At 42.0% G+C, this 24,191-nt stretch carries 24 protein-coding genes, 1 pseudogene and 2 riboswitches; of the genes and pseudogenes, 21 read left to right on the forward strand and 4 right to left on the reverse strand.

The window, feature by feature from the left end:
* Positions 1-5 precede the first annotated feature (5 nt).
* From BS1321_RS14270 to BS1321_RS14280, 3 genes are all read left to right on the forward strand, one after another.
* Positions 6-932, forward strand: coding sequence for a metal ABC transporter permease (locus tag BS1321_RS14270; protein ID WP_063234011.1), 927 nt, complete (start codon positions 6-8; stop codon positions 930-932).
* Positions 929-1,810 (forward strand): metal ABC transporter permease, encoded by an 882-nt coding sequence (locus BS1321_RS14275; protein WP_063234012.1) that lies wholly within the window; start codon positions 929-931, stop codon positions 1,808-1,810. Before BS1321_RS14270 ends, BS1321_RS14275 begins: the two co-directional genes overlap by 4 nt.
* Before the next feature lie 147 nt (positions 1,811-1,957).
* Positions 1,958-3,130: an FtsW/RodA/SpoVE family cell cycle protein gene (locus BS1321_RS14280; protein ID WP_063234013.1), complete on the forward strand. Its 1,173-nt coding sequence runs from the start codon at positions 1,958-1,960 to the stop codon at positions 3,128-3,130.
* Positions 3,131-3,212: 82 nt separating this feature from the next.
* On the opposite strand, the gene BS1321_RS14285 is transcribed toward BS1321_RS14280, so the two are convergent.
* Positions 3,213-3,548, reverse strand: coding sequence for a spore coat protein (locus BS1321_RS14285; RefSeq protein ID WP_063234014.1), 336 nt, complete (start codon positions 3,546-3,548; stop codon positions 3,213-3,215).
* Between the two features lie 13 nt (positions 3,549-3,561).
* Positions 3,562-3,840 (reverse strand): hypothetical protein, encoded by a 279-nt coding sequence (locus BS1321_RS14290; RefSeq protein ID WP_063234015.1) that lies wholly within the window; start codon positions 3,838-3,840, stop codon positions 3,562-3,564.
* 149 nt (positions 3,841-3,989) lie between these two features.
* On the opposite strand from BS1321_RS14290, the gene BS1321_RS14295 reads away from it, so the two are divergent.
* Positions 3,990-4,907: a proline dehydrogenase family protein gene (locus BS1321_RS14295; protein ID WP_063234016.1), complete on the forward strand. Its 918-nt coding sequence runs from the start codon at positions 3,990-3,992 to the stop codon at positions 4,905-4,907.
* 49 nt (positions 4,908-4,956) lie between these two features.
* Here the strand turns inward: BS1321_RS14295 and BS1321_RS14300 are convergent, their stop codons facing one another.
* Complete coding sequence (locus BS1321_RS14300; protein ID WP_072273724.1) at positions 4,957-5,091, reverse strand: YuzL family protein; 135 nt, start codon at positions 5,089-5,091, stop codon at positions 4,957-4,959.
* A 202-nt stretch (positions 5,092-5,293) separates the two neighbouring features.
* Here BS1321_RS14300 and BS1321_RS14305 point away from each other — a divergent pair, with 202 nt between their 5' ends.
* The 11 genes from BS1321_RS14305 (at position 5,294) to BS1321_RS14355 (ending at position 17,294) form a co-directional block, all read left to right on the forward strand.
* A complete protein-coding gene (locus tag BS1321_RS14305) occupies positions 5,294-7,684 on the forward strand; it encodes a 3-hydroxyacyl-CoA dehydrogenase/enoyl-CoA hydratase family protein (protein WP_411836533.1) in 2,391 nt (796 codons plus the stop codon).
* 71 nt (positions 7,685-7,755) lie between these two features.
* The gene (locus BS1321_RS14310) at positions 7,756-8,934 is read left to right on the forward strand and encodes an acetyl-CoA C-acetyltransferase (protein ID WP_063234018.1); all 1,179 of its coding nucleotides are present in this window, start codon (positions 7,756-7,758) and stop codon (positions 8,932-8,934) included.
* A gap of 69 nt (positions 8,935-9,003) precedes the next feature.
* Positions 9,004-10,791, forward strand: coding sequence for an acyl-CoA dehydrogenase family protein (locus BS1321_RS14315; protein ID WP_063234019.1), 1,788 nt, complete (start codon positions 9,004-9,006; stop codon positions 10,789-10,791).
* Positions 10,792-11,080: 289 nt separating this feature from the next.
* On the forward strand, positions 11,081-11,437 hold the full coding sequence (locus BS1321_RS14320; protein WP_063234020.1) for an arsenate reductase family protein: 357 nt from the start codon (positions 11,081-11,083) through the stop codon (positions 11,435-11,437).
* Positions 11,438-11,532: 95 nt separating this feature from the next.
* Positions 11,533-11,916, forward strand: a complete 384-nt coding sequence (gene gcvH, locus BS1321_RS14325; protein WP_034310122.1) for a glycine cleavage system protein GcvH — start codon at positions 11,533-11,535, stop codon at positions 11,914-11,916.
* Positions 11,917-12,007: 91 nt separating this feature from the next.
* Positions 12,008-12,373 (forward strand): toprim domain-containing protein, encoded by a 366-nt coding sequence (locus BS1321_RS14330; protein WP_063234021.1) that lies wholly within the window; start codon positions 12,008-12,010, stop codon positions 12,371-12,373.
* Between the two features lie 3 nt (positions 12,374-12,376).
* Complete coding sequence (locus BS1321_RS14335; protein ID WP_063234141.1) at positions 12,377-12,685, forward strand: thioredoxin family protein; 309 nt, start codon at positions 12,377-12,379, stop codon at positions 12,683-12,685.
* Positions 12,686-12,830: 145 nt separating this feature from the next.
* Positions 12,831-12,936: riboswitch (SAM riboswitch) on the forward strand.
* A gap of 101 nt (positions 12,937-13,037) precedes the next feature.
* Complete coding sequence (locus BS1321_RS14340) at positions 13,038-14,348, forward strand: O-acetylhomoserine aminocarboxypropyltransferase/cysteine synthase family protein (protein WP_174524175.1); 1,311 nt, start codon at positions 13,038-13,040, stop codon at positions 14,346-14,348.
* 118 nt (positions 14,349-14,466) lie between these two features.
* A riboswitch (SAM riboswitch) is annotated at positions 14,467-14,579 on the forward strand.
* 167 nt (positions 14,580-14,746) lie between these two features.
* Complete coding sequence (locus BS1321_RS14345) at positions 14,747-15,781, forward strand: methionine ABC transporter ATP-binding protein (protein WP_063234022.1); 1,035 nt, start codon at positions 14,747-14,749, stop codon at positions 15,779-15,781.
* Complete coding sequence (locus tag BS1321_RS14350) at positions 15,774-16,442, forward strand: methionine ABC transporter permease (RefSeq protein WP_063234023.1); 669 nt, start codon at positions 15,774-15,776, stop codon at positions 16,440-16,442. Before BS1321_RS14345 ends, BS1321_RS14350 begins: the two co-directional genes overlap by 8 nt.
* Before the next feature lie 15 nt (positions 16,443-16,457).
* Complete coding sequence (locus tag BS1321_RS14355; protein ID WP_063234024.1) at positions 16,458-17,294, forward strand: MetQ/NlpA family ABC transporter substrate-binding protein; 837 nt, start codon at positions 16,458-16,460, stop codon at positions 17,292-17,294.
* Positions 17,295-17,405: 111 nt separating this feature from the next.
* Here BS1321_RS14355 and BS1321_RS28165 read toward each other — a convergent pair.
* Positions 17,406-17,753, reverse strand: a pseudogene (locus BS1321_RS28165) (IS5/IS1182 family transposase); the annotation flags it as partial.
* Between the two features lie 517 nt (positions 17,754-18,270).
* Between BS1321_RS28165 and BS1321_RS28900 the strand changes: the two are divergent.
* From BS1321_RS28900 to sufB, 6 genes are all read left to right on the forward strand, one after another.
* Positions 18,271-18,411, forward strand: a complete 141-nt coding sequence (locus BS1321_RS28900; RefSeq protein WP_472673127.1) for a YuzK family famiily protein — start codon at positions 18,271-18,273, stop codon at positions 18,409-18,411.
* 453 nt (positions 18,412-18,864) lie between these two features.
* Positions 18,865-19,650, forward strand: coding sequence for a Fe-S cluster assembly ATPase SufC (gene sufC, locus BS1321_RS14365; RefSeq protein ID WP_034310141.1), 786 nt, complete (start codon positions 18,865-18,867; stop codon positions 19,648-19,650).
* A gap of 15 nt (positions 19,651-19,665) precedes the next feature.
* A complete protein-coding gene (gene sufD, locus BS1321_RS14370) occupies positions 19,666-20,967 on the forward strand; it encodes a Fe-S cluster assembly protein SufD (RefSeq protein ID WP_063234025.1) in 1,302 nt (433 codons plus the stop codon).
* A complete protein-coding gene (locus BS1321_RS14375; RefSeq protein WP_063234026.1) occupies positions 20,967-22,196 on the forward strand; it encodes a cysteine desulfurase in 1,230 nt (409 codons plus the stop codon). Before sufD ends, BS1321_RS14375 begins: the two co-directional genes overlap by 1 nt.
* Positions 22,186-22,614 carry a Fe-S cluster assembly sulfur transfer protein SufU gene (gene sufU, locus BS1321_RS14380; RefSeq protein ID WP_034310148.1) on the forward strand — a complete coding sequence of 143 codons (429 nt, stop codon included), beginning with the start codon at positions 22,186-22,188 and terminating at the stop codon, positions 22,612-22,614. The genes BS1321_RS14375 and sufU overlap by 11 nt, the downstream gene beginning before the upstream one ends.
* Before the next feature lie 55 nt (positions 22,615-22,669).
* Positions 22,670-24,067: a Fe-S cluster assembly protein SufB gene (gene sufB / locus BS1321_RS14385; RefSeq protein ID WP_061465485.1), complete on the forward strand. Its 1,398-nt coding sequence runs from the start codon at positions 22,670-22,672 to the stop codon at positions 24,065-24,067.
* Positions 24,068-24,191: the final 124 nt, after the last annotated feature.

Consider the following 24,191-nt stretch of genomic DNA (forward strand, 5'->3'; position numbering starts at 1 on the left):
TGTACATGATGAACATACTGGATATTATTACTGATCCAAATACAAGGTGGATATTGCTTGGCACGATGTTCCTCGGATTAAGCAGCGGGGTCATCGGCAGCTTTGCCTACCTCAGAAAGCAGTCCTTGCTTGGCGACACGCTCGCACATGCAGCGTTACCAGGTATCTGTGTCGCCTTTATGTTAACTGGAGTGAAATCCACTTCCTACTTTCTAATAGGTGCTGCCTTGGCAGGCTTAGTGGCTGTCTTTTTGATCAGTGTGCTTACGAGATACAGTAAGATCAAGCAGGATGCGGCCTTGGGAATCGTCTTATCTTCTTTCTTTGGCTTCGGAATTGTCATGCTTACGCAGATCCAGCAGAGCGAGTATGGAAACCAGAGTGGATTGGATACCTTTTTATTCGGACAGACGGCGTCAATGGTCATGTCCGATGTATATATGATGATGACGGTTTCCTTTATTCTCATTTTCACTTGTACCGTATTTTTTAAAGAATTCAAATTACTGTCCTTTGACCCTGGGTTTGCTAAGGGGATGGGATTGCCGGTTGTTTTTCTGGATTATTTCATCATGATGCTGATCGTGGCAGCTGTAGTGATCGGTATCCAGGCTGTAGGCGTCGTATTGATGGCATCTTTACTGATAACTCCTGCGGTTTCTGCGAGGTATTGGACGGAGCGGCTGCATATCATGGTCATCCTGTCTGGTGTATTCGGAATGTTGAGCGGTGTGTCTGGAACGTTGATCAGTACATCTGTCAATGATTTGCCAACAGGACCGTTAATTGTCTTATCCGCGACGGTATGGTTTTTCTTTTCCATGCTTTTTGCACCTAAACGCGGAGTGCTTTCATCTATATGGAGAAGGGTATCGACGAAAAAGAAATATTCTCTCGAACAGGATAGAAGGAAAGGGAGCCACTCATCATGAATGATTTTTGGATTATCTTAGTCGGAGCATTAGTGGCGGGTTCTTGCAGTGTATTAGGATGCTTTTTGATAGTCAGGAAAATGACGTTGATTGGGGATGCCATCAGTCATTCTGTTTTGCCGGGAATCGTATTAGCGTTTTTAATAACGGGGACCCGTGATTCGGTTCCAATGCTGATCGGGGCTGCTGCGCTCGGCTTGCTTACCGTATTCTTGATTCAGCTTTTCCAATCGTCGGGCGTTCAAGCTGACGCAGCGATCGGGATTGTATTTACTTCCCTTTTTGCAACGGGAATCGTACTTGTGAGCTTGTATACGCAACAAATAGATTTTGACCTGGAACATGTCCTTTATGGCGAAATAGCCTATACTCCCTGGAACACAATGACAATCGCGGGAATCGAAGTTGGACCAAAAGCTGTTTGGATAGTTGGCAGTTGTTTTATCCTGAACCTCATACTGATCTTCCTTTTCTTCAAACAGTTTAAACTCGTGTCATTTGATCCATCACTTGCTGCTGCAATGGGAATTCCTGTACTGTTCTTTCATTACTTATTGATGAGCCTCATTTCACTGACAACTGTAGCTTCTTTTGATAGTGTAGGTTCCATTTTAGTAGTTGGAATGCTCATCATACCTGCGGCAACGGCTTATCTGCTGTCAGACCGTTTAAGCCGCATGATATTGGTCAGTATCGGGGTCGGGGTGCTAAGTTCCGTCATTGGCTACTATTCAGCCACCATTTTGGATGCTTCGATATCAGGTTGCATGGTGGGTTCGGCCGCCATATTATTCGGATTGGCCTTTCTCTTTTCCCCAAGCCATGGATTGGTCAGCAGATTGCTGAAACGGAGAAAATCAAAGGAATCACAAGCATAGCTCCCCCTGCCTACAGGCTTCATGGAAAAAACTCCATGAAGCCTGTAAACTATTCTTCTATATAGTTGTGATTTTATTTGTTTAAAGTATAATGAATAAGTGTATTTATAGAAGTATCGCAGGAGCCTTTTTAAGGGAGAGTTAAGTATGGAAGAACAAAATAAATTTTCATCACGGATAGATTTTTCTTTGGTCACAATATTGCTGTTATTATGCGTTGGAAGTTGCTTAGCAATCTATAGTGCCCAAACGACTGGACAGTACGCTGAAAACTTCTTAATTAAACAAATTTTTTGGTATATAGTAGGAATCGGAATCGTATTAGGGTTCATCACCCTGGATTCGGATCAGTTGAAAAAAATATCTTGGTATGCCTATGGCTTCGGATTATTTTTGCTTTTTTTGCTGATCGTTATGCCAAGTAACATCGTACCTAATATAAATGGTGCAAGAAGCTGGTTCGTCATTCCAGGAATCGGTTCGATTCAGCCATCGGAATTCATGAAGGTTTTCCTGATTTTGGCTTTAGCAAATGTCATCTCAAACCATCATCTCAAAAACACGCTGAAAACAATTCAAACGGATATATGGCTGCTTATTAAAATCGGTCTTGTGACCGGTGCCCCCTTATTGTTAATCATGCAACAGCCAGATTTGGGTACCTCGCTTGTCATCATGTCAATCATGCTCGGAATGATTTTCATTTCAGGGGTAACATGGAAGATCCTGCTGCCGATCGTTTCAGGAGGAATTGTCGTCGCTTCAACGGTCCTATACTTTGTCCTTTGGAAGCCGGAGATCTTGGAAAAATACCTAGGGGTAAAATCCTATCAATTCGGCCGTATCTATTCTTGGCTGGATCCATATAATTATGCCAGCTCCGAAGGGTATCACTTAACCAAATCCTTACTGGCCATCGGCTCCGGCCAGACTACAGGCAAGGGAATCGGTTCGAGGGAAGTGTATTTGCCTGAGAGTCATTCAGATTTCATTTTCAGCATCATCGGTGAAGAATTCGGCTTCATCGGATCAAGTATTATAATTTCCTTGTTTTTCCTATTGATTTACCACATAACAAAAACGGGAATGGACACGAAAAATAACTTCTATACATATATCTGTGTTGGCGTTATAAGCATGTTGACGTTTCACGTTTTTCAAAACATCGGCATGACTGTAGGCCTTTTGCCGATTACGGGGATTCCGCTTCCATTTGTCAGTTATGGAGGAAGCTCGCTAATGGGGAACATGATGGCCATGGGCTTAATATTCAGCATTCGGTATCACTATAAGAAGTATATGTTTTCAACGGATATCTAAATATAAAGCCGGCCCGCCTTGGGCCGGCTTTATTTGTAGCAAAAAAACAAAAGGAGCAGAATCCACCCCCCTGAATGTTTACTTATTGAATGTTCGTTCCAGCTGGAAATTGATTTTTATAACCGGAAAATTGTTGATACGATTGGCTTAAGCTGGTAGCTTGCGCCTTTTCTAAACTATACCAGCCTTTTTCGAACATAAGGTTAAAGAGTTCTCGCTGCATCTCCTGATTTTCTTTGGAAATGGAGAAAATGTCTTGGAAAAGTGCTTGGTTACTCATTTCGTGTAGGGTAACGGAAAGGGAGTTACAAAAGTATTTTTCAGTTGTTAGCATATCATTTATGAAATCCCTCTCATTCATTTGCGGTGTCTTTGCCACGGGAGATTCTGGATTTTGGACTTTGTTTTCATTGGGCATCAAGAACCCTCCTTTACTGGAATTGTTGTTGACCTTGAATTTGATCCGGGTTCAAATGTTTCAAGATGGTATCGTAATGGCGTTGATGCATGAGACCGCACCGATTTAATGCATCAATGATTTGCGGGTCCTTGCATTGTGTGGCAAAAAAATGTGCCTTTTTAACCGCATTCAGATTCCATGCAAGCATATCGGTTAAGTATAAGCTATCTTTCACCGAAACCATTTCCGGCGGCTGCTTCATAAAGACGGTGGACTGCTGTTGGCTGTTAAACGAATTTTGCTGTTCCATCATTCTACCTCCTTAAGTGTTCTTTAAACGAGCTTAATTTTCCCTTCATGAATTTTTTTTATTCTTGATTCTAAATATCTGAAAAATGAATTAAATGGTAAAATAATCTTGTGCATCTATTTTCCAAAATGATTTGGAGGGGAATGCAGATGGAAAGAATATTGAAAAATCTATTCCTTTTTTTATCAAAGAACAAAGGCATGACAAAAGGAGCGAAAAAATACGGGCTGCGGTTTGGAGCATCTCGTTTCGTCGCAGGAGATTCCTTGGATATGGCATGTGAAGTGATTGCAGATCTTAATCGGAAAGGGCTTGCTGTCACCATTGATTATTTAGGTGAATTCATTGAAGATGAACAAGAAGCAAGGAAGATGGCAGATGAGTGCATCGAAGCGATCCGCATGATAGGCAGAAATGAACTGGATTCACAGTTATCCCTGAAGCTGACATCGATGGGCTTGGATGTGTCCGAACGAGTCGTAATGAATAACATGCGGAGGATCTTAGATGAAGCTAAAGCCCATCGTGTTTTCGTGACGCTTGATATGGAAGATTTTCCGCGCTGTCAGCAAACTTTGGATGTATTCAAAAACCTAAAGTCTGAATATAATGAATTGGGGACTGTTATCCAAGCTTATCTGTATCGGACTGAGAAGGATATTGAGGAGCTGGATGCATACCATCCGAATCTAAGACTTGTTAAAGGGGCTTATAAAGAACCAAGGGAAGTGGCTTTTCCCGAGAAAGAAGATGTGGATGAGAATTTTAAGAAAATCATCAAGAAGCATATGCAAAATGGCAATTACACTGCCGTTGCCACACATGATGATAAAATCATTGATTATACGAGGGACTTGGTCAAAGATCACGGAATTCCCCGGGATCGCTTTGAATTTCAAATGTTATACGGCATCCGTAATGAAAAGCAGCTTGAACTTGCTAAAGAAGGATATAAGGTAAGGGTGTATGTTCCTTACGGTACGGATTGGTATGGATATTTCATGCGCCGCCTTGCGGAGAGACCGGCCAATATTGCTTTCGTTTTAAAAGGCCTTTTCAAGAAATAGAAAGCGAGAGCCGCCCCGGAAAAGGAACGGCTGCTCAAATTAAGAAGGATTATCTTTTGAACTGATTGTTCTGGCTGTTCACTTTATTGATTCCATGTTGACGTTCAGCGCCAGGGCCGGCATTGCCTTTAACGCTTGCTGCGCTTACGGCTGCTTTAGAAGGATTATCTTTACGCTTCATTATATAAGTCACCTCCTACCAGGTTATTTTTTACTGAAAGGAGGAGAAATAACCAAAAGAACTCGGAGAAAAAAATATTTTTTTCCTGTTTAAATCATTGCGGAATTTCCAAATATATTCTATATTAGTAATAAGAAAAAATATTCAAAATTTTTTTGGATTAAAAATGAATGAGCATTCATTCAATAAATTGTGTAAGGGGGATATGAACTTGGTTCGACAAATACGAAAGGCTGCTGTTCTAGGGTCAGGAGTTATGGGATCAGGGATTGCTGCACACCTTGCTAACATCGGCATTCCGACTTTATTATTGGATATTGTACCTCGTGAGCTCACTGAGGATGAAAAGAAAAAGGGACTGACATTAGATAATAAACAAGTGCGTAACCGCATCAGTCAAACTGCGATTACGAAACTTTTAAAACAGAAACCAGCTCCGCTTTCTGCTAAGGGAAACATTGCGTTGATCGAGGCGGGAAACCTGGAAGATGATATAAGTCGTTTAAAGGATGTCGATTGGATCATCGAAGTGGTCGTTGAGAAACTTGAGGTGAAGCAAAGCGTGTTTGCCCAGGTTGATCAGCATCGTAAACCAGGAAGCATCGTTTCATCGAATACATCTGGAATTTCAATCGAAGCGATGGCAGAAGGCCGTTCGGAGGACTTTCAAAAGCACTTCCTGGGAACACACTTCTTCAATCCGCCGCGTTATCTTAAATTGTTGGAGATCATCCCTACTAAAGCAACTTCACCAGAAGTGCTCGAATACATGAAACGATTCGGCGAAGATGTACTGGGAAAAGGTGTCGTCGAAGCCAAGGATACCCCTAACTTCATCGCAAACCGTATTGGAACCTATGGTTTATTGGTCACTCTGCGGGAAATGCAAAAAGGCGGATACAGTGTTGGTGAGGTCGATTCGGTTACAGGTCCGTTGATTGGAAGGGCAACTAGCGCAACTTTCCGGACACTTGATGTAGTCGGATTGGATACCTTTGCACATGTTGCCAGAAACGTATATGACCAGGTGGATGGAGAAGAAAAGGACGTTTTCAAAATACCTGATTTCATGAATGAAATGCTTAAGAATGGGTGGCTTGGAAGCAAGTCAGGCCAAGGGTTTTTCTTGAAAAAAGGCAAGGAAATCCTTGAACTGAATCCCGAAACCCTTGAATATGAAGCACGAAAAAGATTAAAAACGCCTTCCATCGAAATGGCTAAACAGGCCAAGGGCTTGGAAAATAAAATGAAAGCGCTTGTTTATAGCGAAGACCGTGCCGGCCAATTACTTTGGAATGTTCTGAATCCGGCGCTTGTGTATTCTGCCCAGCTGCTTGGGGACATTGCGGATGACATCGTGGGGATCGATCAAGCGATGAAATGGGGATTCGGATGGTCCACAGGTCCTTTTGAAACCTGGGATGCGATAGGTGTAGAAAAATCGGTAGCCCGAATGGAAGCTGAAGGCATCACCGTTCCGCAATGGGTGAAGGATATGCTCGCTAAAGGCATCACTTCTTTCTATAAAGAAGAAAATGGCATAGTTCACTATTATGATAATGGTGAATATAAAGAACTTGTCGAAAATCCTAAAGTGATCAATCTTAAAGCGATCAAGAAGCAAAAAGGCGTAATCAAGAAAAACAGTGGTGCAAGCTTGATGGATATCGGCGATGGAGTGGCTCTTCTTGAATTCACTTCACCGAATAATGCAATCGGTCTGGATATCATACAAATGATCAATGCTGCGGTCGACGAAGCGGAAGCGAATTTCAAAGGCCTGGTCATCGGAAACCAAGGAAAGAATTTCTGTGTAGGCGCTAATATTGCAATGATGCTAATGGAAGCGCAAGATGACAATATTTTTGAACTCGATATGGTCATCAGCCAATTCCAAAAGGCGATGCTTAAAATCAAGTACAGTGCAGTTCCTGTAGTGGTTGCCCCGTTTAATATGACACTTGGCGGGGGTGCTGAAGTATCTCTTCCGGCTGCGCGCATCCAGGCAACGACTGAAACGTATATGGGACTAGTGGAAGCTGGTGTAGGCTTGATCCCAGGCGGCGGAGGGACTAAAGAACTTTATGTGAAGACGTTGAGGAATATGCCGAAGGGCGTCGACTTTGACTTACAGAAAGTGGCCAACCAAGTATTTGAAACGGTCGCCATGGCAAAAGTTTCGACCTCCGCCGAGGAAGCAAAAGGTAATAATTTCCTTAATTCAGCTGATGGAATAAGCGTGAATGCGGATCATCAGCTATATGATGCGAAACAGGCGGTACTTTCCATGCATGAACAAGGTTATACCGCTCCAGCCCGCACAAAGATCCCTGTCGTAGGTGAAACGGGATATGCCGCACTTCTATTAGGAGCGGAATCCATGCGCCTTTCAGGATTCTTATCAGATCATGACCTTGTCATAGCCAAAGAGCTTGCATACGTCCTTGCAGGGGGAAAACTCCCATTTGGCACGGAAGTAGATGAACAGTATATCTTGAACTTAGAAAAACAAGCATTCCTAAAACTGATTTCGACTCCGAAATCTCAGGCAAGGATGCAGCACATGCTTATTAAAGGGAAACCACTCCGTAATTGATGAATAGATGAAGATAAGCGAAAACGAAGATTAATAGATCGATAGCTTAAAAATGAGTAAGGGGGATCCTCATGAAAGAAGCGGTAATAGTAGCTGGAGCAAGGACTCCGGTAGGAAGAGCGAAAAAAGGTTCTCTTGCTAGTGTACGTCCTGATGATTTAGGGGCTCTTGTTGTAAAGGAAACGTTAAAGCGCGCAGGGAATTATGAAGGCACCATAGATGACCTGATTATCGGTTGTGCAATGCCTGAAGCGGAGCAAGGATTGAACATGGCGCGTAACATCGGAGCGTTGGCAGGATTGCCTTATACAGTACCCGCCATAACGATTAATCGTTACTGTTCAAGCGGGCTGCAAAGTATCGCTTATGGGGCGGAAAGGATCATGCTTGGCCAAAGTGATACAGTCATTGCAGGCGGAGCGGAATCCATGAGCCTTTTGCCAATGATGGGCCATGTAACACGTCCGAACGCGAGACTTGCGGAAACGGCACCGGAATATTATATGGGTATGGGTCACACTGCCGAAGCCGTTGCAAAAAAATACGGAATTTCCCGTGACGATCAAGATGCATTTTCTGTTAGAAGTCATCAAAAGGCGGCTAAGGCCATTGCAGAAGGAAAGTTTTCGGATGAGATCGTACCGGTTGACGTAACGCTTCGTTCAGTGGGACCAGATCTTAAGTTGCAGGAAAAATCATTTACTTTTACACAGGATGAGGGCGTTCGACCAGGCACGACTGCTGAAGTGCTAAAAAAACTAAGACCCGCATTCTCTGTTACAGGATCCGTAACAGCAGGGAATTCATCACAAACGAGTGATGGTGCAGCCGCGGTCATGGTCATGGATGGGGAAAAGGCCTCTTCATTAGGGTTGAAACCGATGGGTAAGTTCCGTTCCTTTGCTGTAGCAGGGGTACCGCCTGAAATCATGGGCATCGGACCGATTGCGGCCATTCCAAAAGCTTTGAAGCTAGCGGGTCTTGAGTTATCCGATATTGGTTTATTTGAATTGAATGAAGCCTTTGCTTCCCAATCCATTCAAATCATTCGTGAGCTCGGATTGAATGAAGAGATTGTCAATGTGAATGGCGGAGCCATTGCCTTAGGCCATCCACTAGGATGTTCAGGAGCAAAATTGACATTAAGCCTGCTTCATGAAATGAAGCGCAGAAACCAACAGTTCGGAGTCGTGACAATGTGTATCGGCGGCGGAATGGGTGCTGCTGGAGTATTTGAATTATTGGCGTAATCCCACCCCTCCCGGAAGCTGTCATGCTTCCGGCGGGTTTACTATCTTAAATACTTAGGAGGAAATAACATGTCCAATCAAACTACAGATAACCTTATTAAAGGCGGAGCCTTTTTAGTAGAAGATATTACGTATGATCAAGTGTTTACACCGGAAGATTATTCTGATGAGCATAAAATGATTGCCAAAACTGCCGAGGATTTCGTAGTGAATGAAATTCTGCCGCAGGTTGAACGTTTGGAAAACCATGAATTTGACCGTTCCGTTAAATTACTGAAGCATGCAGGTGAAATCGGTTTACTTGGTGCTGACGTTCCTGAGGAATACAGCGGATTGGGTCTTGATAAAATCAGTTCGGCATTGATTACGGAAAAAATGGCACTTGCAGGCGGCTTCGGAATTACGCATGGTGCACATGTAGGTATCGGATCTTTGCCGATCGTATTATTCGGGAATGAAGACCAAAAGAAAAAATACCTCCCATTACTTGCAACGGGTGAGAAGATTGCTGCGTATGCCTTAACGGAACCAAGCTCAGGTTCCGATGCCTTGGGAGCAAAAACGACAGCGAAATTGAATGCAGAGGGAACACACTATATCTTAAATGGTGAAAAACAATGGATTACAAATGCAGGCTTTGCAGATGTCTTCTGTGTATACGCCAAAATCGACGGCGAACAATTCTCCGCCTTCATTGTTGAGCGTGATTATAAAGGCGTATCAACTGGGGCTGAAGAGAAGAAAATGGGGATCAAAAGCTCATCTACTCGGACTTTAATCCTCGAAGATGTACATGTCCCAGTTGAAAACCTTTTGGGTGTAGCAGGAAAAGGGCATGTCATCGCTTTCAATATCCTGAATATCGGCCGTTATAAATTAGGCGTCGGTGCTGTCGGCGGATCTAAACGTGCCCTTGAGATTACAGCTGCTTATACGAATCAACGTCAACAGTTCAAAACGAAAATTTCCGATTTTAACTTGACGAAAGAAAAACTTGCAACAATGGCATCTAAAATTTATGCAGCAGAAAGCTCTGTATACCGTACCGTTGGCCTTTATGATCAAAGACAAAGCAAATTGACGGATGAGCAAGTGAAAGATGGGAAATCAATGGCGGCTGCAATCGCTGAATATGCCATTGAGTGTTCTTTGAATAAATTCTTCGCTTCCGAAGTATTGGATTATGTTACGGACGAAGGCGTACAGCTTCATGGCGGCTATGGTTTCATGCAGGAGTATGAAATTGAAAAAGCATATCGTGATTCCCGTATTAACCGGATCTTTGAAGGTACAAATGAAATCAATCGATTGCTTGTCCCGGGAACTTTCCTGAAGAAAGCACTTAAAGGGGAATTGCCGCTTCTTCAAAAGGCTCAAGGCCTGCAAGAGGAATTAATGATGATGATGCCGGAAGAACCTGGCGATGAGCCATTGGCACAAGAAAAAATGCTTGTTAGAAACGCTAAGAAAATCGGTATTTTGGCAGCTGGCCTTGCTGCGCAGAAATACGGCAAAAATCTTGATCAAGAACAAGAAATCCTCTCCAACATTGCTGATATCGCATCCCTTGCCTATGCAGCGGAATCCGTGGTATTGCGTACGGAAAAAGCAATTGCAGTTAAAGGTCTGGAGAAGAACAAACAAAAAGTGCTTTACACAGAAATCTTCGTTCAGGAAGCTTTCAATGAAATAGAACAGCATGCAAAGGAAACGTTAATTGCGGTGGAAACAGGCGATACTCTTCGCATCATGCTATCGTCGCTCCGCAAGCTGACAAGACACAATCCAATCAATGTCATTGCGAAAAAACGTGAAGCTTCCATCAAGGTAATCGAAGCGGAAAAATATGCTCTTTAAGCAATGAATCAGAATCTGTAAAGGGAATGCCGTAAAGGCATTCCCTTCAGTTTGTAGGCAAAAGGGGTTCTATCTAATTTTTAAAACAAAGTAGATTGGAACTTTTTGCGAGACGCCTGTGGGAAAAGCGCGTCCAGGGTAGAGCGCCCGAAGAAAGCGAGTGCCTGGAGGCAACGTTCAGATTGTATAACCCCTTTATTTCCTTTGATGAAATCGCGTTGGAAATTCAAAAGACATTTCATTGTATTGCGTGCTGAAAACGGGTATTCTATTGATAGGTGGTGAAATGATGGGCTTAACATTATATTGGTACCCAAAATGCGGCACATGCCGTAATGCGAAGAAGTGGCTGGATAATCATGAACTGCAGTATGAAGCGATCCATATAGCGGAAAATCCGCCTTCGCGAACTGAAATAGAACAACTATATAAAATCAGTAATTTGGAATTGAAGAAGTTTTTCAATACTAGCGGTCAAAAATATCGGGAGCTGGGCTTAAAGGATAAGCTGAAAGAAGCTTCTGAAGCAGAGATGCTTGATATATTGTCCACAGATGGCATGCTTCTGAAAAGGCCGATTGTTACGGATGGCACCAAAGTGACGGTAGGTTTCAAAGAAGAGCAATTCGAACAGGTTTGGAACTAAAATTTCACAAAATATTTGGTTAATTCCTTACTTAAACAAACAATCTACCTTATAATGGTATAGATAAAATAAGCTGTACATATGGAGGGTTAATAATGACAACAACACCAAAAGAACTTCGTTACACTAAAGAACATGAATGGGTCAAAACGGAAGATGGAACAGTGCGCATTGGAATTACAGCTTTCGCACAATCCGAGCTTGGGGACATCGTATTCGTTGAGCTTCCGGAAATCGGCGATGAATTGAAAGCGAACGAACCATTTGGAAGCGTTGAATCCGTTAAGACCGTTTCTGAGCTTTATGCTCCTATCAGTGGCAAGGTTGTAGAAGTAAACGAAGATTTAAGTGACAACCCTGAATATGTAAATGAGTCTCCTTATGAAAAGGCATGGATGGTCGTGCTTGAACCATCTAATAGCAGTGATATTGAAAACCTGATGAGTGCTGAAGAATATGAGAGTTTAATCAACGGTTAAAAAAGAAGGAGAGGGGGACTGAAAAGGCCTGCTCTCTTTTCATTTTGTACAGTGGCAGTTGCGCACATAATTCGTGAGATGGAGTGATGACATGGAGTGGGGCGAATTCGATAAAGTGATCATTGTAGAAGGCAGTTCCGATAGAAGAAAAGTTGCCTCCGTTTTAAATGAAGATGTGGAAATAAGATGTACGAATGGAACCATATCATTAACTAAGCTGGATGAATTAGTGGATGAATTGATGGACCGTGATGTTTATCTCCTTTTTGACGCAGATGAATCAGGAGAAAAGCTGCGAAAGCAATTCCGAAGGGAAATGCCGGAAGCGAACCACCTGTATATTAATAAAATGTACAAAGAAGTGGAAAGCTCACCAGAACATCATATCGCAACTGTGCTTATATCTGCCAATATGAATGTGAAAATGAAATTTTTAAGTCAAAGGGTGAACGACTAATTGATGCAGGAATGGAAAGAAGAAGAGTGTAAGCTTGCTGTTGAAAATGGGGAAACCTTTTGCTTATATTTATATACGCCTTTATGCGGCACCTGTCAGGTTGCCTCCAAGATGCTGACGATATCCTTGGAGCTTTTCCCGGAATTGAAGGCAGGCAAAATGAATATGAACTATATCCAAGGAATTGCCGAATCATATGAAATCGAAAGTGTTCCATGTTTATTGCTTTTCAAAGAAGGACAGCTGCACAAAAAAATATATGCCTTTCAATCCGTTCCCTATTTGTACGGATTGCTTAAGGAAATCAGCTAAGAAACCAATCAGAACAGTGGTTGGTTTCTTTGTTGCGGAGATTTGAATGCGAGATTGAAATTAAACAAAGAATATTCTAACAATTCATTGACTGATTTATTCTAAAATGCTATATTTTGAATTAAGTAACGGCAGAATTTAATAGTTCTTATCAAGAGTGGCGGAGGGACTGGCCCGACGAAGCCCGGCAACCGGTATAAATTTATATACGGTGCTAATTCCAGCAGAGTGTTGGCTCTGGTAGATGAGGTGTGTTCTTGAAACCTCTTCTTATTGAAGTGGTTTTTTTGTTTATAAAAGGCCAGATTTCATATAATTCTAACTAAATCCATAGAAAAAGAGGAGAAAACATATGTTAGAGAAAAAGTTGCGTTTCGAAACATTGAGTGTTCATGGCGGTCTGCAAACTGATGAAACAGGTGCCCGTGCAGTTCCTATCTACCAAAGCAATGCATACTTGTTCAAAGACACCGACCATGCAGCGAATTTATTTGGCCTAAAGGAGAATGGATATATATATACACGACTCCATAATCCCACGGTAAGCGTTTTTGAGGAAAGAATGGCCTTATTGGAAGGCGGTATCGGTGGATTGGCAGCATCAAGCGGAATGGCTGCCATCTCACTTTCAATCCTGAATATTGCCGCTGCAGGGGATGAGATTGTTTCAGCCTCTACATTATATGGCGGTACGTATAACCTTTTTGAAAATACTCTTCCTAAATATGGAATAAAAGTGAAGTTCGTTTCTCCCGATGACCCTGAAAATTTCAAAAGGGCAATTACGCCAAGAACTAAAGCCATTTTTGCTGAAACGATCGGAAATCCAAGTTTGAGGGTGCTCGATATTGAAGCGGTAGCGGAAATCGCCCATGATGCAGGCATACCTTTAATCATTGATAATACCTTCGCGACACCATATCTATGCAGACCAATTGATTTTGGAGCGGATATTGTCATCCATTCTGCTACAAAATGGCTTCTGGGAAATGGAACGACGCTGGGCGGTGTCATCGTGGATGGAGGGAAGTTCGATTGGAACTCGCCAAACTACCCTGGCTTCACGGAGCCTGACCCAAGTTACGATGGTCTGGTATACGCCGAGGCAATTGGACCTGCCGCATTCATAACGAAAGCCCGAGTCCAGTTACTTCGTGATTTAGGCCCTGCGCTAAGTGCCCAAAGTGCATTCCAGTTTACGCTTGGACTTGAAACGCTGCATGTAAGGATGAAAGAACATATATCAAACACCAAGTCTGTCATTAAGTATTTAAAAAACCACCCTGCCGTGACCTGGGTTTCACATCCTGGTGATGAGGATCATCCCGATAAAGCCCTTGCGGATAAATATTTGCCAAAGGGAGCTGGATCGGTCGTTACATTTGGAATTCAAGGTAATCGCGAAGCTGGGGCAAAACTTATCAATTCGGTGGAATTATGGTCCCATGTAGCGAATGTAGGGGATGCGAAGAGCTTGATCATTCACCCAGCCAGTACGACCCATCAACAATTGAATGAGGCGGGGCTTGCGAAAGCGGGTGTGAGTGCTGATCAAGTCCGTTTATCCATTGGGATTGAAAATGTAGCCGATTTAATAGAAGATTTGGAGCAGGCCATTGAAAAAGCGACGAATATCGTCTCCTTGTCTTCCAAAACGGTTTAAGCAAAGTTCCTGTTCATTCTTGTACTAGAAATAATATACATTGCGCTCCTTTTTTATCTATGATAAAATTTCACCATACTAAAGAACTTAATGATGTACAAAATATTCTATATATTAGCTCTTATCAAGAGAGGTGGAGGGATGTGCCCGATGAAACCCGGCAACCGACAAGGAGATTTCCTTGGAAAGGTGCCAATTCACACAAAGTTTAATCACTTTGGAAGATGAGAGGAAGGCCTGTTTCTTCACCTGCCTTTCTGCTCATGCAGAAAGGTTTTTTCTATTTTAATTGGGGAAAACTTTTGTATGAACAGAAAAAATGGTAGTGGAAACAAATTAATAATGTAGAGAAATTAACTAAGTTCATAGGTTTTATTGGATAAAAGAGGTGAGGATTAATGATTACATTGACGAAAGTCAGTAAACTGTTCCGTACAGGAAAAGGAAACAGTGAGACGATCAAGGCTGTAAATAATGTGAATGTTGAAATAAATAAAGGCGAGATTTTCGGTATCATCGGTTACAGTGGTGCGGGGAAAAGTACTTTGATCAGAATGCTCAATGGATTGGAAACACCCACAGAGGGATCCGTTGTGGTGGCTGAGAAGGAAATTTCAAAAATTAAAGGGGCTCAGCTCCGTAAGGCCCGTCAAGAAATCAGCATGATTTTCCAGCATTTCAATTTATTATGGTCAAGGACCGTTCAGGAGAATATTTCTTTCCCATTGGAAATTGCAGGAGTTTCTAAAACTGAACGAACCAAGCGTGTGAACGAATTGATCAAGTTAGTCGGACTGGAAGGCAGGGAAAAGGCCTATCCTTCACAATTAAGCGGAGGGCAGAAGCAAAGGGTGGGGATAGCCAGGGCTCTGGCAAATGATCCTAAAGTGCTGCTTTGTGATGAAGCGACTTCTGCATTGGATCCACAGACTACCGACTCAATACTCGAATTGCTTGTTGACATCAATCAGCGCCTGGGATTGACGATCGTTTTGATAACACATGAAATGCATGTAATACGTAAAATCTGTCATCGCGTCGCAGTGATGGAAAGCGGGCAAGTTGTTGAACAGGGTCCTGTCCTTGATGTTTTCAAGAATCCTAAAGAACAAATGACGAAGCGTTTCGTGCAACAAGTAACGGAACCAGAAGAAACGAAAGAAACGATGGACCATTTGCTCGAACGCTATCCTGCAGGCAAAGTGATTCAATTGACCTTTGTAGGTGATCATGCAGAAAGCCCGTTGATCACCAAGCTTGTACGTAACTTCGAGTTGGATGTCAATATCGTTCAAGGTAAGATATCCCAAACAAGAAGCGGTTCATATGGAACATTGTTTATCCATCTTGATGGCACAGAGGATGAAATGCTCCGCGCAATCGAATTCATTAAAGCACAGCAGGTAGGCGTGGAGGTGATTACTCATGCTTGAAGAATTATTGCCGAATATTGATTGGGAAGACATTATTGAAGCAACGAAAGAAACGCTTTACATGACAAGCATCTCTGTAGTAGCAACCTTTTTTATAGGCATAATATTAGGATTGATCCTGTTCCTGACAGGGAAGGGTAATATGTGGGAAAACCGGGCAGTCAACGGGATCATGAGTGCTGTCGTTAATATATTCCGTTCCATTCCATTTCTTATTTTGATCGTGCTGCTCATTCCTTTCACTAAAGCGCTTGTCGGTTCCATGATCGGAGAGAACGCTGCACTGCCGGCACTTATTATCGGTGCGGCCCCATTTTATGCGCGTATGGTTGAAATCGGCCTTCGTGAAATCGATAAAGGTGTAATTGAAGCCGCTAAATCGATGGGGGCAAAAACGAGCACGATCATTTGGAAGGTCCTTCTTCCAGAGTCGATGCCTGCCCTTATTTCCGGGATTACGGTAACGTCGATTGCATTGGTTGGATATACCGCAATGGCCGGGGTCATCGGCGCAGGCGGGCTTGGTAATCTAGCCTATTTGGACGGCTATCAAAGAAATCAAAATGACGTTACGCTTGTAGCGACTATCGTTATTCTAATTATCGTCTTCATAATTCAAATTATTGGAGATGTGATTACATCTAAATTGGACAAAAGATAAAGGGAGATGAATAGGATGAAAAAGTTTTTAGGATTTGCATTAATTTTAGTGTTATCTTTCGCTTTGGCTGCTTGTGGAAGTGAAAAGGATAAAAGCGGCAGCGATACGGAAAAAGAATTGAAGAAATTAGTTGTAGGGGCATCCAATGTTCCGCATGCTGAAATCCTTGAGGAAGCTAAGCCGCTTCTTAAAGAAAAAGGAATCGAATTGGAAATCGAAACATTCCAGGACTATGTTTTACCGAATAAGGCGTTGAATGATAAGGAATTGGATGCTAACTACTTTCAACACATTCCATATTTAGAGGGGCAAATTAAAGAAAATGGATATGACTTCGTTAATGCTGGCGGAATTCATATCGAGCCGATTGCTCTATATTCACAAAAGTATAAAAGCATTGATAAACTTCCGGAAGGCGCAACAATTATTATGAGCAGCTCTGTTGCTGACCACGGACGTGCGTTATCTCTATTAGAAAAAAATGGCCTGATTACATTAAAAGAAGGCATCGATAAAACGACAGCTACAACTAAAGACATCGTTGAAAATAAGAAAAACCTTAAATTCGATGCTGATTATGAAGCGGCCCTGCTTCCTAAAATATATGAAAGCGGCGAAGGCGATGCCGTCCTGATCAACTCCAACTATGCGATTGACGCTGGATTGAATCCGCTTGAAGATTCGATTGCAATTGAAGATTCGGAATCACCATATGTTAACGTTATTGCTGTAAACAAAGGTGATGAAAATAAAGAAGAAATCAAAACGCTAGTAGAAGTATTACATTCTAAAGAAATTCAAGATTTTATTCTAAAGGAATACAAAGGTGCAGTTGTACCGGCGGATAAATAATTCAAGGATAGCGGCCTGATTTAATTCAGGTCGCAGTTTGTAGACAAAAAGGTTTCGGAATAGTCTCATTCCGAAACCTTTTTGATTTTATTGGATTTGAGGCAGTTAAAGCGATGTGTACTCACGATAGCCCTCTTTATTTGTTGTTGAGTGCTTTAAAATATCGCCGATGGGCAGAGATAACAATCAAAACGTTCATATTACATATAGTCATGATTGCGGAAGAATTCTTCCTTTGTTTGAGGACGTGTATAGGGTAAAGCTGGTGTTTTGTTGCATCTGCAGCAACAGCTTCAGGTTTTCCACCATACTCAATCACATGTTCAACCAGAGGCTCTAAGATACGACTACCAGGCGTATTTCCGGGTGTTACTATCGTCCCCTACACAAATCCGTTACGGTCTGCTGCCGCATGAAATGAATAGGCAAACTGTTTTTTCGTTCATCATTCACATAATACGTCGCTCATAATTTTTCCCCAACTTAGAGAAGTGAGGCGCTTTATCATGGGAACCGTAACCTAAAAACCAACGGTATCATGTTGATTTCAACTTCTTCCATCGTTTTACGCATGGAACAAATAAAGACTGTGTGCAAAAGTGGTTCTATCTGATTGTTTAATCTTAGTGGATTGGAACGGAAGGTACGAGACTCCTGCGGCAAAAGTGAGTCCAAGGGAGACCCCTCAGGCGCTTAAACGCCGAGGAGGCTCCCGGACCGCCCGCGGAAAGCGAGTGCCCTACGTTCCAAGTAACGTTCAAATTATAAAAACCTAAAAAAACTGTAGACAAACTCAATTATCATCCAGTTTATCTACAGTGTGCGGCCTGATTTAATTCAGGTCGTTTTTTTATGTTTAATCATGAAAGTGAAGGGTATAGAGATAATGAAGGTAATAAAATGATACACAAATTTGAAAGGATGGTTCACTATCAATACTCTAGATTTAAATGTAACAAGCGAAATGGAAAAGGCGATGCAGTCTTCACATGGGATTGGCTACAGTGAGTACAGTAGAAACTTAGACCTCCGTATCGAGGTTGAGAAAGAACGGGATAGGGAACATGTAAAGTGCAACAAAATGGTCCAGGACCTACAACGCAAAATTCACGGCTAAGCATATAAAAGAGTTCTTTAAAAGATCGGTCTGTAGAGGTAAAATGGAAAGTGGTCCATAAAATAAGGGTTTCCTTATTGGATAAACTTACATAATACCTAACAGTCCGATTTTTTTTCTTTTTAAAGCAGTACGTTCATACCTTGCAATCGAATTCTTCGAACATATATTAATAAGGACGGAGATTTGCCGAATAATAAGATAATTTTAACAAAGGCTAAAATAAGTATGAATATGCAGTAATAAGGCTATATCTGTTAGTATGGTAAGATTAGGACAGGTTTTTAACATGGAAGAAGTGGAAACCCCTATCTATATAGTTGATTCTAAATTGGATTTGTTATAAAATTGGAATGAGAATAAAGTGAGAATGCTTTTACGTAAATTTATAGGTAAGAAAGTAATCTTTACTTTCTGGTAATAAAATTGGAATTAGTTCACGGAGGTATTATTATGTCAGCTTCTACATTAACGGTTAAAGATCTTCACGTATCAATTGAAGGTAAAGAGATTTTAAAAGGGGTAAACCTTGAAGTCAAAGGTGGAGAAATCCATGCGATCATGGGACCAAATGGAACTGGTAAATCCACTTTATCATCAGCGATCATGGGTCACCCTAAATATGAAGTAACTAGCGGAAGCATCACATTCGATGGTGAAGATGTATTGGAAATGGAAGTAGACGAGCGCGCTCGTGTCGGTCTATTCCTAGCTATGCAATATCCAAGTGAAATCAGCGGTGTTACAAATGCTGACTTCTTACGTTCTTCCATTAATGCACGCCGTGAAGAAGGCGATGAAATTTCATTGATGAAATTCATTCGTCAAATGGACCAAAAAATGGAATTCCTTGAAATGGATGAAGATATGGCGCAACGCTATTTGAATGAAGGTTTCTCAGGCGGAGAGAAAAAACGTAACGAGATTCTTCAATTAATGATGATCCAACCTAAAATTGCAATCTTGGATGAGATTGATTCAGGTCTAGATATCGATGCACTTAAAGTTGTATCAAAAGGAATCAACGAAATGCGCGGAGAAGACTTTGGATGCTTGATCATCACTCACTACCAACGTCTATTAAATTACATCACTCCTGATTTTGTACATGTTATGATGCAAGGACGTGTCGTAAAATCAGGCGGTCCTGAACTTGCTGCCCGCTTGGAAGCGGAAGGCTATGACTGGATTAAACAAGAATTGGGCATTGAAGACGAAACTGTTGGCGAAGAAGCGTAAGTAGGAGGATTTGCAATGACTACAGAAACGAAATTACCGTTTGAACAAGAGGATATAAGCTCCTATTCAACTAAAAATAATGATCCAGCTTGGCTATCCGAGCTTCGGATTCAAGCGTTTTCTGAATTAGAAAAGCTCCCGATGCCAAAGCCGGATAAAACGAAAATCGATAAATGGAATTTTACTTCTTTCCAGACACATACTGTTGACAGTGAAGCTTTTGCCTCTTTAGAGGAGCTTCCGGAAGAAATTAAATCCATCATTGAAGAAAATGAAAACTTATACATTCAACGCAATAATACGCCGGCACATATCAATCTGTCAGCAAATGTGAAAGAACAAGGCGTCATCTTCACGGATATTTTAACAGCGGCTCGTGACCATGCTGAGCTCGTGCAAAAATATTTCATGAAAGACGGCGTTAAAATAGATGAACACCGTTTAACAGCACTTCATGCTGCATTAGTTAATGGGGGAGCATTCCTTTATGTTCCGAAAAATGTAGAAATCAAAGAACCGATTCAATCGGTATTCCTGTTGGATAATCCAGATACTACACTTTTCAACCATGTTTTGATCGTAGCGGAAGATAATAGCTCTGTCACATATGTAGAGAACTACTTCTCAAGCGTTGAGTCTAACGAAGGGATTGCCAACATCGTAACGGAGGTATTTGCAAATGCGAATGCCAAAGTGGAATACGGAGCGGTCGATACCCTTTCAAAAGGCTTCACGACATATGTTAACCGTCGTGGAGTGGCAGGACGTGACGCTCGTATTGAGTGGGCACTTGGCCTGATGAACGATGGAAATACGATTTCAGATAATACAACATATCTAATGGGCGATGGCTCACACGGTGATACTAAATCCGTTGTAGTTGGACGCGGGGAACAAAAACAGAACTTTACGACAGCCATCATTCATTTTGGCAAACGCTCTGAGGGCTATATCCTTAAGCACGGTGTCATGAAAGACGCAGCATCCTCCATTTTCAATGGAATTGGGAAAATAGAGTATGGTGCTACAAAGGCTAATGCCGAACAAGAATCACGCGTATTGATGTTAAGTGAAAAAGCACGCGGAGATGCCAATCCAATCCTCTTGATTGATGAAGATGATGTAACGGCTGGTCATGCTGCTTCCGTCGGTCGTGTTGACCCGCTTCAACTGTATTATTTAATGAGCCGTGGTATTACAAAGAAAGAAGCAGAAAGACTTGTCATTCACGGATTCTTGGCCCCTGTTGTTAACCAGCTTCCAATTGAGGGAGTTAAAAAACAATTAGTAGCGGTCATTGAAAGGAAAGTACAGTAATGAACCCATACGAAATTCGTAAGCTTTTTCCAATATTAGATCAAGAAGTCAATGGTCAGCCATTAGTTTATTTAGATAGTGCTGCAACCTCTCAAAAACCGGCTGCAGTGATTGAAGCGATTGAGCAATATTACCGCGGATACAACTCGAATGTTCACCGCGGGGTGCATACACTAGGAACAAAAGCTACGGATGCGTATGAAGGTGCACGTGAAAAGGTACGTAAATTCATTAATGCTTCTTCTACAGAAGAAATCATCTTCACTAGAGGCACAACGACTTCTTTAAATACTGTAGCAAGAAGTTACGGTGGAGCAAATGTTAAAGAGGGTGACGAAATTGTCATCTCTTACATGGAGCATCACAGTAATATCATTCCGTGGCAGCAGCTTGCCAAAGAAAAAGGCGCTGTACTGAAATATATTCCACTTCAAGAGGATGGAACGATTTCCGTTGATGATGCGAGGGCAACAATTACGGATGCAACGAAAATCGTTTCCATCATGCAGGTTTCGAATGTACTTGGTGTTATCAATCCTGTGAAGGAAATCGCAAAAATTGCCCATGAACACAATGCTGTAATGGTAGTGGACGGGGCACAAAGCACGCCGCATCTAAAAGTGGATGTCCGTGATTTGGATTGTGATTTCTTTGCCTTCTCAGGTCATAAAATGGTCGGTCCAACTGGTATCGGCGTATTATATGGCAAGAAAGAGCTTCTGGAAAAAATGGAGCCGATTGAATTCGGCGGAGAGATGATTGATTTTGTAGGTTTGTATGAGTCTACATGGAAAGAACTCCCGTGGAAATTCGAAGGCGGTACCCCGATCATTGCCGGAGCCATCGGCATTGGGGCTGCAATTGATTTCTTGGAAGAAATCGGTTTGGATAATATTGAACGGCATGAACATAAACTCGCCGCTTATGCAATGGAGAAAATGTCAGCAGTTGAAGGGCTGACCATATACGGTCCTAAAGATGCAGAAAAGCGTGCGGGTGTAGTAACCTTTAATATTAATGATGTACATCCACATGATGTCGCTACCGTTCTTGATGCAGATGGAATTGCTGTCCGTGCCGGTCATCATTGCGCACAGCCATTAATGAAATGGCTTGACGTATCATCGACAGCAAGAGCAAGTTTCTATCTATATAACACGGAAGAAGATATTGATAAGCTTGTGTCCGGGCTTGTTAAAACGAAGGAGTATTTCAGTAATGTCTTTTGATAACTTAGATACACTTTACCGTCAAGTCATTATGGATCACTATAAGAAACCACGTAATAAGGGCATGCTAGAAGATGGAAGCATGACGATCGATATGAATAATCCAACCTGCGGCGATCGGATTCGTTTAACGATGAAGATTGAAGATGGCAAGGTCAGCGATGTTAAATTCGATGGTGATGGATGTTCGATATCCATGAGTTCGGCATCCATGATGACTCAAGCTATTAAGGGCAAAGACGTTGATACTGCTCTAGCGATGTCCGAGACTTTTTCCTTAATGATTCAGGGAAAAGAATACGACGATGAGATGGACCTTGGGGATATTGAAGCCCTTCAAGGTGTTTCTAAATTCCCAGCCCGAATCAAGTGTGCGACCCTAGCTTGGAAAGCCATGGAAAAGGGATTGAAGGAATAATTAAATTAAAATGAGCTGTTGTAATTCAGCCATTTGAAATGGAGGAATACGAGCTATGGCAAAGAAAATGCCTGAAATCGGCGATTATAAATATGGCTTTGCGGATAAAGATGTTTCCATCTTCCGTTCAAAGCGTGGTCTGACAAAAGAAATCGTGGAAGAAATTTCTCGAATGAAGGATGAACCGCAATGGATGCTTGATTTCCGTTTGAAATCATTGGAGCATTTTTACAACATGCCAATGCCTCAATGGGGCGGCGACATGCAGAGCCTGAACTTTGATGAAATCACATACTATGTTAAACCATCAGAGAAATCAGAGAAGTCTTGGGATGAAGTTCCTGAAGAAATCAAACAGACTTTTGATAAATTAGGAATTCCTGAAGCCGAACAGAAATATCTTGCTGGTGTATCTGCTCAATATGAATCAGAAGTGGTTTACCATAGCATGAAAGTGGAATTGGAAGATTTAGGTATCGTGTTTAAAGATACGGACTCAGCACTTCGTGAAAATGAAGATATCTTCCGTGAGCATTTTGGAAAAACGATCCCGCCCACTGACAATAAATTCTCGGCATTGAACTCGGCAGTTTGGTCAGGTGGATCTTTCATCTATGTACCAAAAGGCGTTAAAGTGGATACTCCGCTTCAAGCATATTTCCGGATCAACTCTGAAAACATGGGGCAATTCGAACGTACGCTAATCATTGTTGATGAAGGCGCATCCGTTCACTATGTAGAAGGTTGTACAGCTCCGGTTTATACAACTAACTCCCTTCATAGTGCGGTTGTTGAAATCGTCATTAAGAAAGATGCTTACTGCCGTTACACGACGATCCAAAACTGGGCAAACAACGTGTTTAACCTTGTTACGAAACGTGCGGTTTGTGACGCTAACGCAACAATGGAATGGATCGATGGTAACATCGGTTCCAAATTGACAATGAAATACCCAGCTGTCATCTTGAAAGGTGAAGGTGCCCGCGGTATGACATTATCCATTGCCATTGCCGGCAAAGGCCAACACCAAGACGCTGGAGCAAAAATGATTCACCTAGCGCCAAATACATCTTCAACTATCGTATCAAAATCAATTTCTAAACAGGGCGGTAAAGTAACATACCGTGGTATCGTTCATTTCGGACGTAAAGCGGATGGAGCTCGTTCCAATATTGAATGTGATACATTAATCATGGATAATCAGTCTACATCTGATACAATCCCTTACAATGAAATCTTGAATGATAACATTTCCCTTGAACACGAAGCGAAGGTTTCCAAAGTATCTGAAGAACAATTGTTCTACTTGATGAGCCGCGGAATTTCTGAGCAAGAAGCAACGGAAATGATCGTAATGGGCTTCATCGAACCATTTACAAAAGAACTTCCAATGGAATATGCGGTCGAAATGAACCGTCTGATCAAGTTCGAAATGGAAGGATCCATCGGCTAATAACCGACTGGCCTGCCTGTAAGGCGATTTAGGATAACCATTCATACAAAAGCCTGCCGGGTCTGTCTGGCAGGCTTTTTGTTTTGATATTCGACACCTTAGTCTAAAGATTAGATATGGCTCA

Origin of the sequence: Peribacillus simplex NBRC 15720 = DSM 1321, assembly GCF_002243645.1 — a bacterium.
Taxonomy (GTDB): domain Bacteria; phylum Bacillota; class Bacilli; order Bacillales; family DSM-1321; genus Peribacillus; species Peribacillus simplex.

What these genes read in the sequence shown, in the direction of transcription:
- BS1321_RS14355 (WP_063234024.1), top strand. Translation starts at nt 16,458, where the DNA reads ATGAAAAAGTTTTTAGGATTTGCATTAATTTTAGTGTTATCTTTCGCT.
- BS1321_RS14350 (WP_063234023.1), top strand. Translation starts at nt 15,774, where the DNA reads ATGCTTGAAGAATTATTGCCGAATATTGATTGGGAAGACATTATTGAA.
- BS1321_RS28900 (WP_472673127.1), top strand. Translation starts at nt 18,271, where the DNA reads ATGCAGTCTTCACATGGGATTGGCTACAGTGAGTACAGTAGAAACTTA.
- BS1321_RS14280 (WP_063234013.1), top strand. Translation starts at nt 1,958, where the DNA reads ATGGAAGAACAAAATAAATTTTCATCACGGATAGATTTTTCTTTGGTC.
- BS1321_RS14295 (WP_063234016.1), top strand. Translation starts at nt 3,990, where the DNA reads ATGGAAAGAATATTGAAAAATCTATTCCTTTTTTTATCAAAGAACAAA.
- sufC (WP_034310141.1), top strand. Translation starts at nt 18,865, where the DNA reads ATGTCAGCTTCTACATTAACGGTTAAAGATCTTCACGTATCAATTGAA.
- sufU (WP_034310148.1), top strand. Translation starts at nt 22,186, where the DNA reads ATGTCTTTTGATAACTTAGATACACTTTACCGTCAAGTCATTATGGAT.
- BS1321_RS14305 (WP_411836533.1), top strand. Translation starts at nt 5,294, where the DNA reads ATGAACTTGGTTCGACAAATACGAAAGGCTGCTGTTCTAGGGTCAGGA.
- BS1321_RS14330 (WP_063234021.1), top strand. Translation starts at nt 12,008, where the DNA reads ATGGAGTGGGGCGAATTCGATAAAGTGATCATTGTAGAAGGCAGTTCC.
- BS1321_RS14345 (WP_063234022.1), top strand. Translation starts at nt 14,747, where the DNA reads ATGATTACATTGACGAAAGTCAGTAAACTGTTCCGTACAGGAAAAGGA.
- BS1321_RS14315 (WP_063234019.1), top strand. Translation starts at nt 9,004, where the DNA reads ATGTCCAATCAAACTACAGATAACCTTATTAAAGGCGGAGCCTTTTTA.
- BS1321_RS14285 (WP_063234014.1), bottom strand. Translation starts at nt 3,548, where the DNA reads ATGCCCAATGAAAACAAAGTCCAAAATCCAGAATCTCCCGTGGCAAAG.
- BS1321_RS14320 (WP_063234020.1), top strand. Translation starts at nt 11,081, where the DNA reads ATGGGCTTAACATTATATTGGTACCCAAAATGCGGCACATGCCGTAAT.
- BS1321_RS14335 (WP_063234141.1), top strand. Translation starts at nt 12,377, where the DNA reads ATGCAGGAATGGAAAGAAGAAGAGTGTAAGCTTGCTGTTGAAAATGGG.
- BS1321_RS14270 (WP_063234011.1), top strand. Translation starts at nt 6, where the DNA reads ATGATGAACATACTGGATATTATTACTGATCCAAATACAAGGTGGATA.
- BS1321_RS14375 (WP_063234026.1), top strand. Translation starts at nt 20,967, where the DNA reads ATGAACCCATACGAAATTCGTAAGCTTTTTCCAATATTAGATCAAGAA.
- BS1321_RS14340 (WP_174524175.1), top strand. Translation starts at nt 13,038, where the DNA reads ATGTTAGAGAAAAAGTTGCGTTTCGAAACATTGAGTGTTCATGGCGGT.
- BS1321_RS14290 (WP_063234015.1), bottom strand. Translation starts at nt 3,840, where the DNA reads ATGGAACAGCAAAATTCGTTTAACAGCCAACAGCAGTCCACCGTCTTT.
- sufD (WP_063234025.1), top strand. Translation starts at nt 19,666, where the DNA reads ATGACTACAGAAACGAAATTACCGTTTGAACAAGAGGATATAAGCTCC.
- sufB (WP_061465485.1), top strand. Translation starts at nt 22,670, where the DNA reads ATGGCAAAGAAAATGCCTGAAATCGGCGATTATAAATATGGCTTTGCG.
- BS1321_RS14310 (WP_063234018.1), top strand. Translation starts at nt 7,756, where the DNA reads ATGAAAGAAGCGGTAATAGTAGCTGGAGCAAGGACTCCGGTAGGAAGA.
- gcvH (WP_034310122.1), top strand. Translation starts at nt 11,533, where the DNA reads ATGACAACAACACCAAAAGAACTTCGTTACACTAAAGAACATGAATGG.
- BS1321_RS14275 (WP_063234012.1), top strand. Translation starts at nt 929, where the DNA reads ATGAATGATTTTTGGATTATCTTAGTCGGAGCATTAGTGGCGGGTTCT.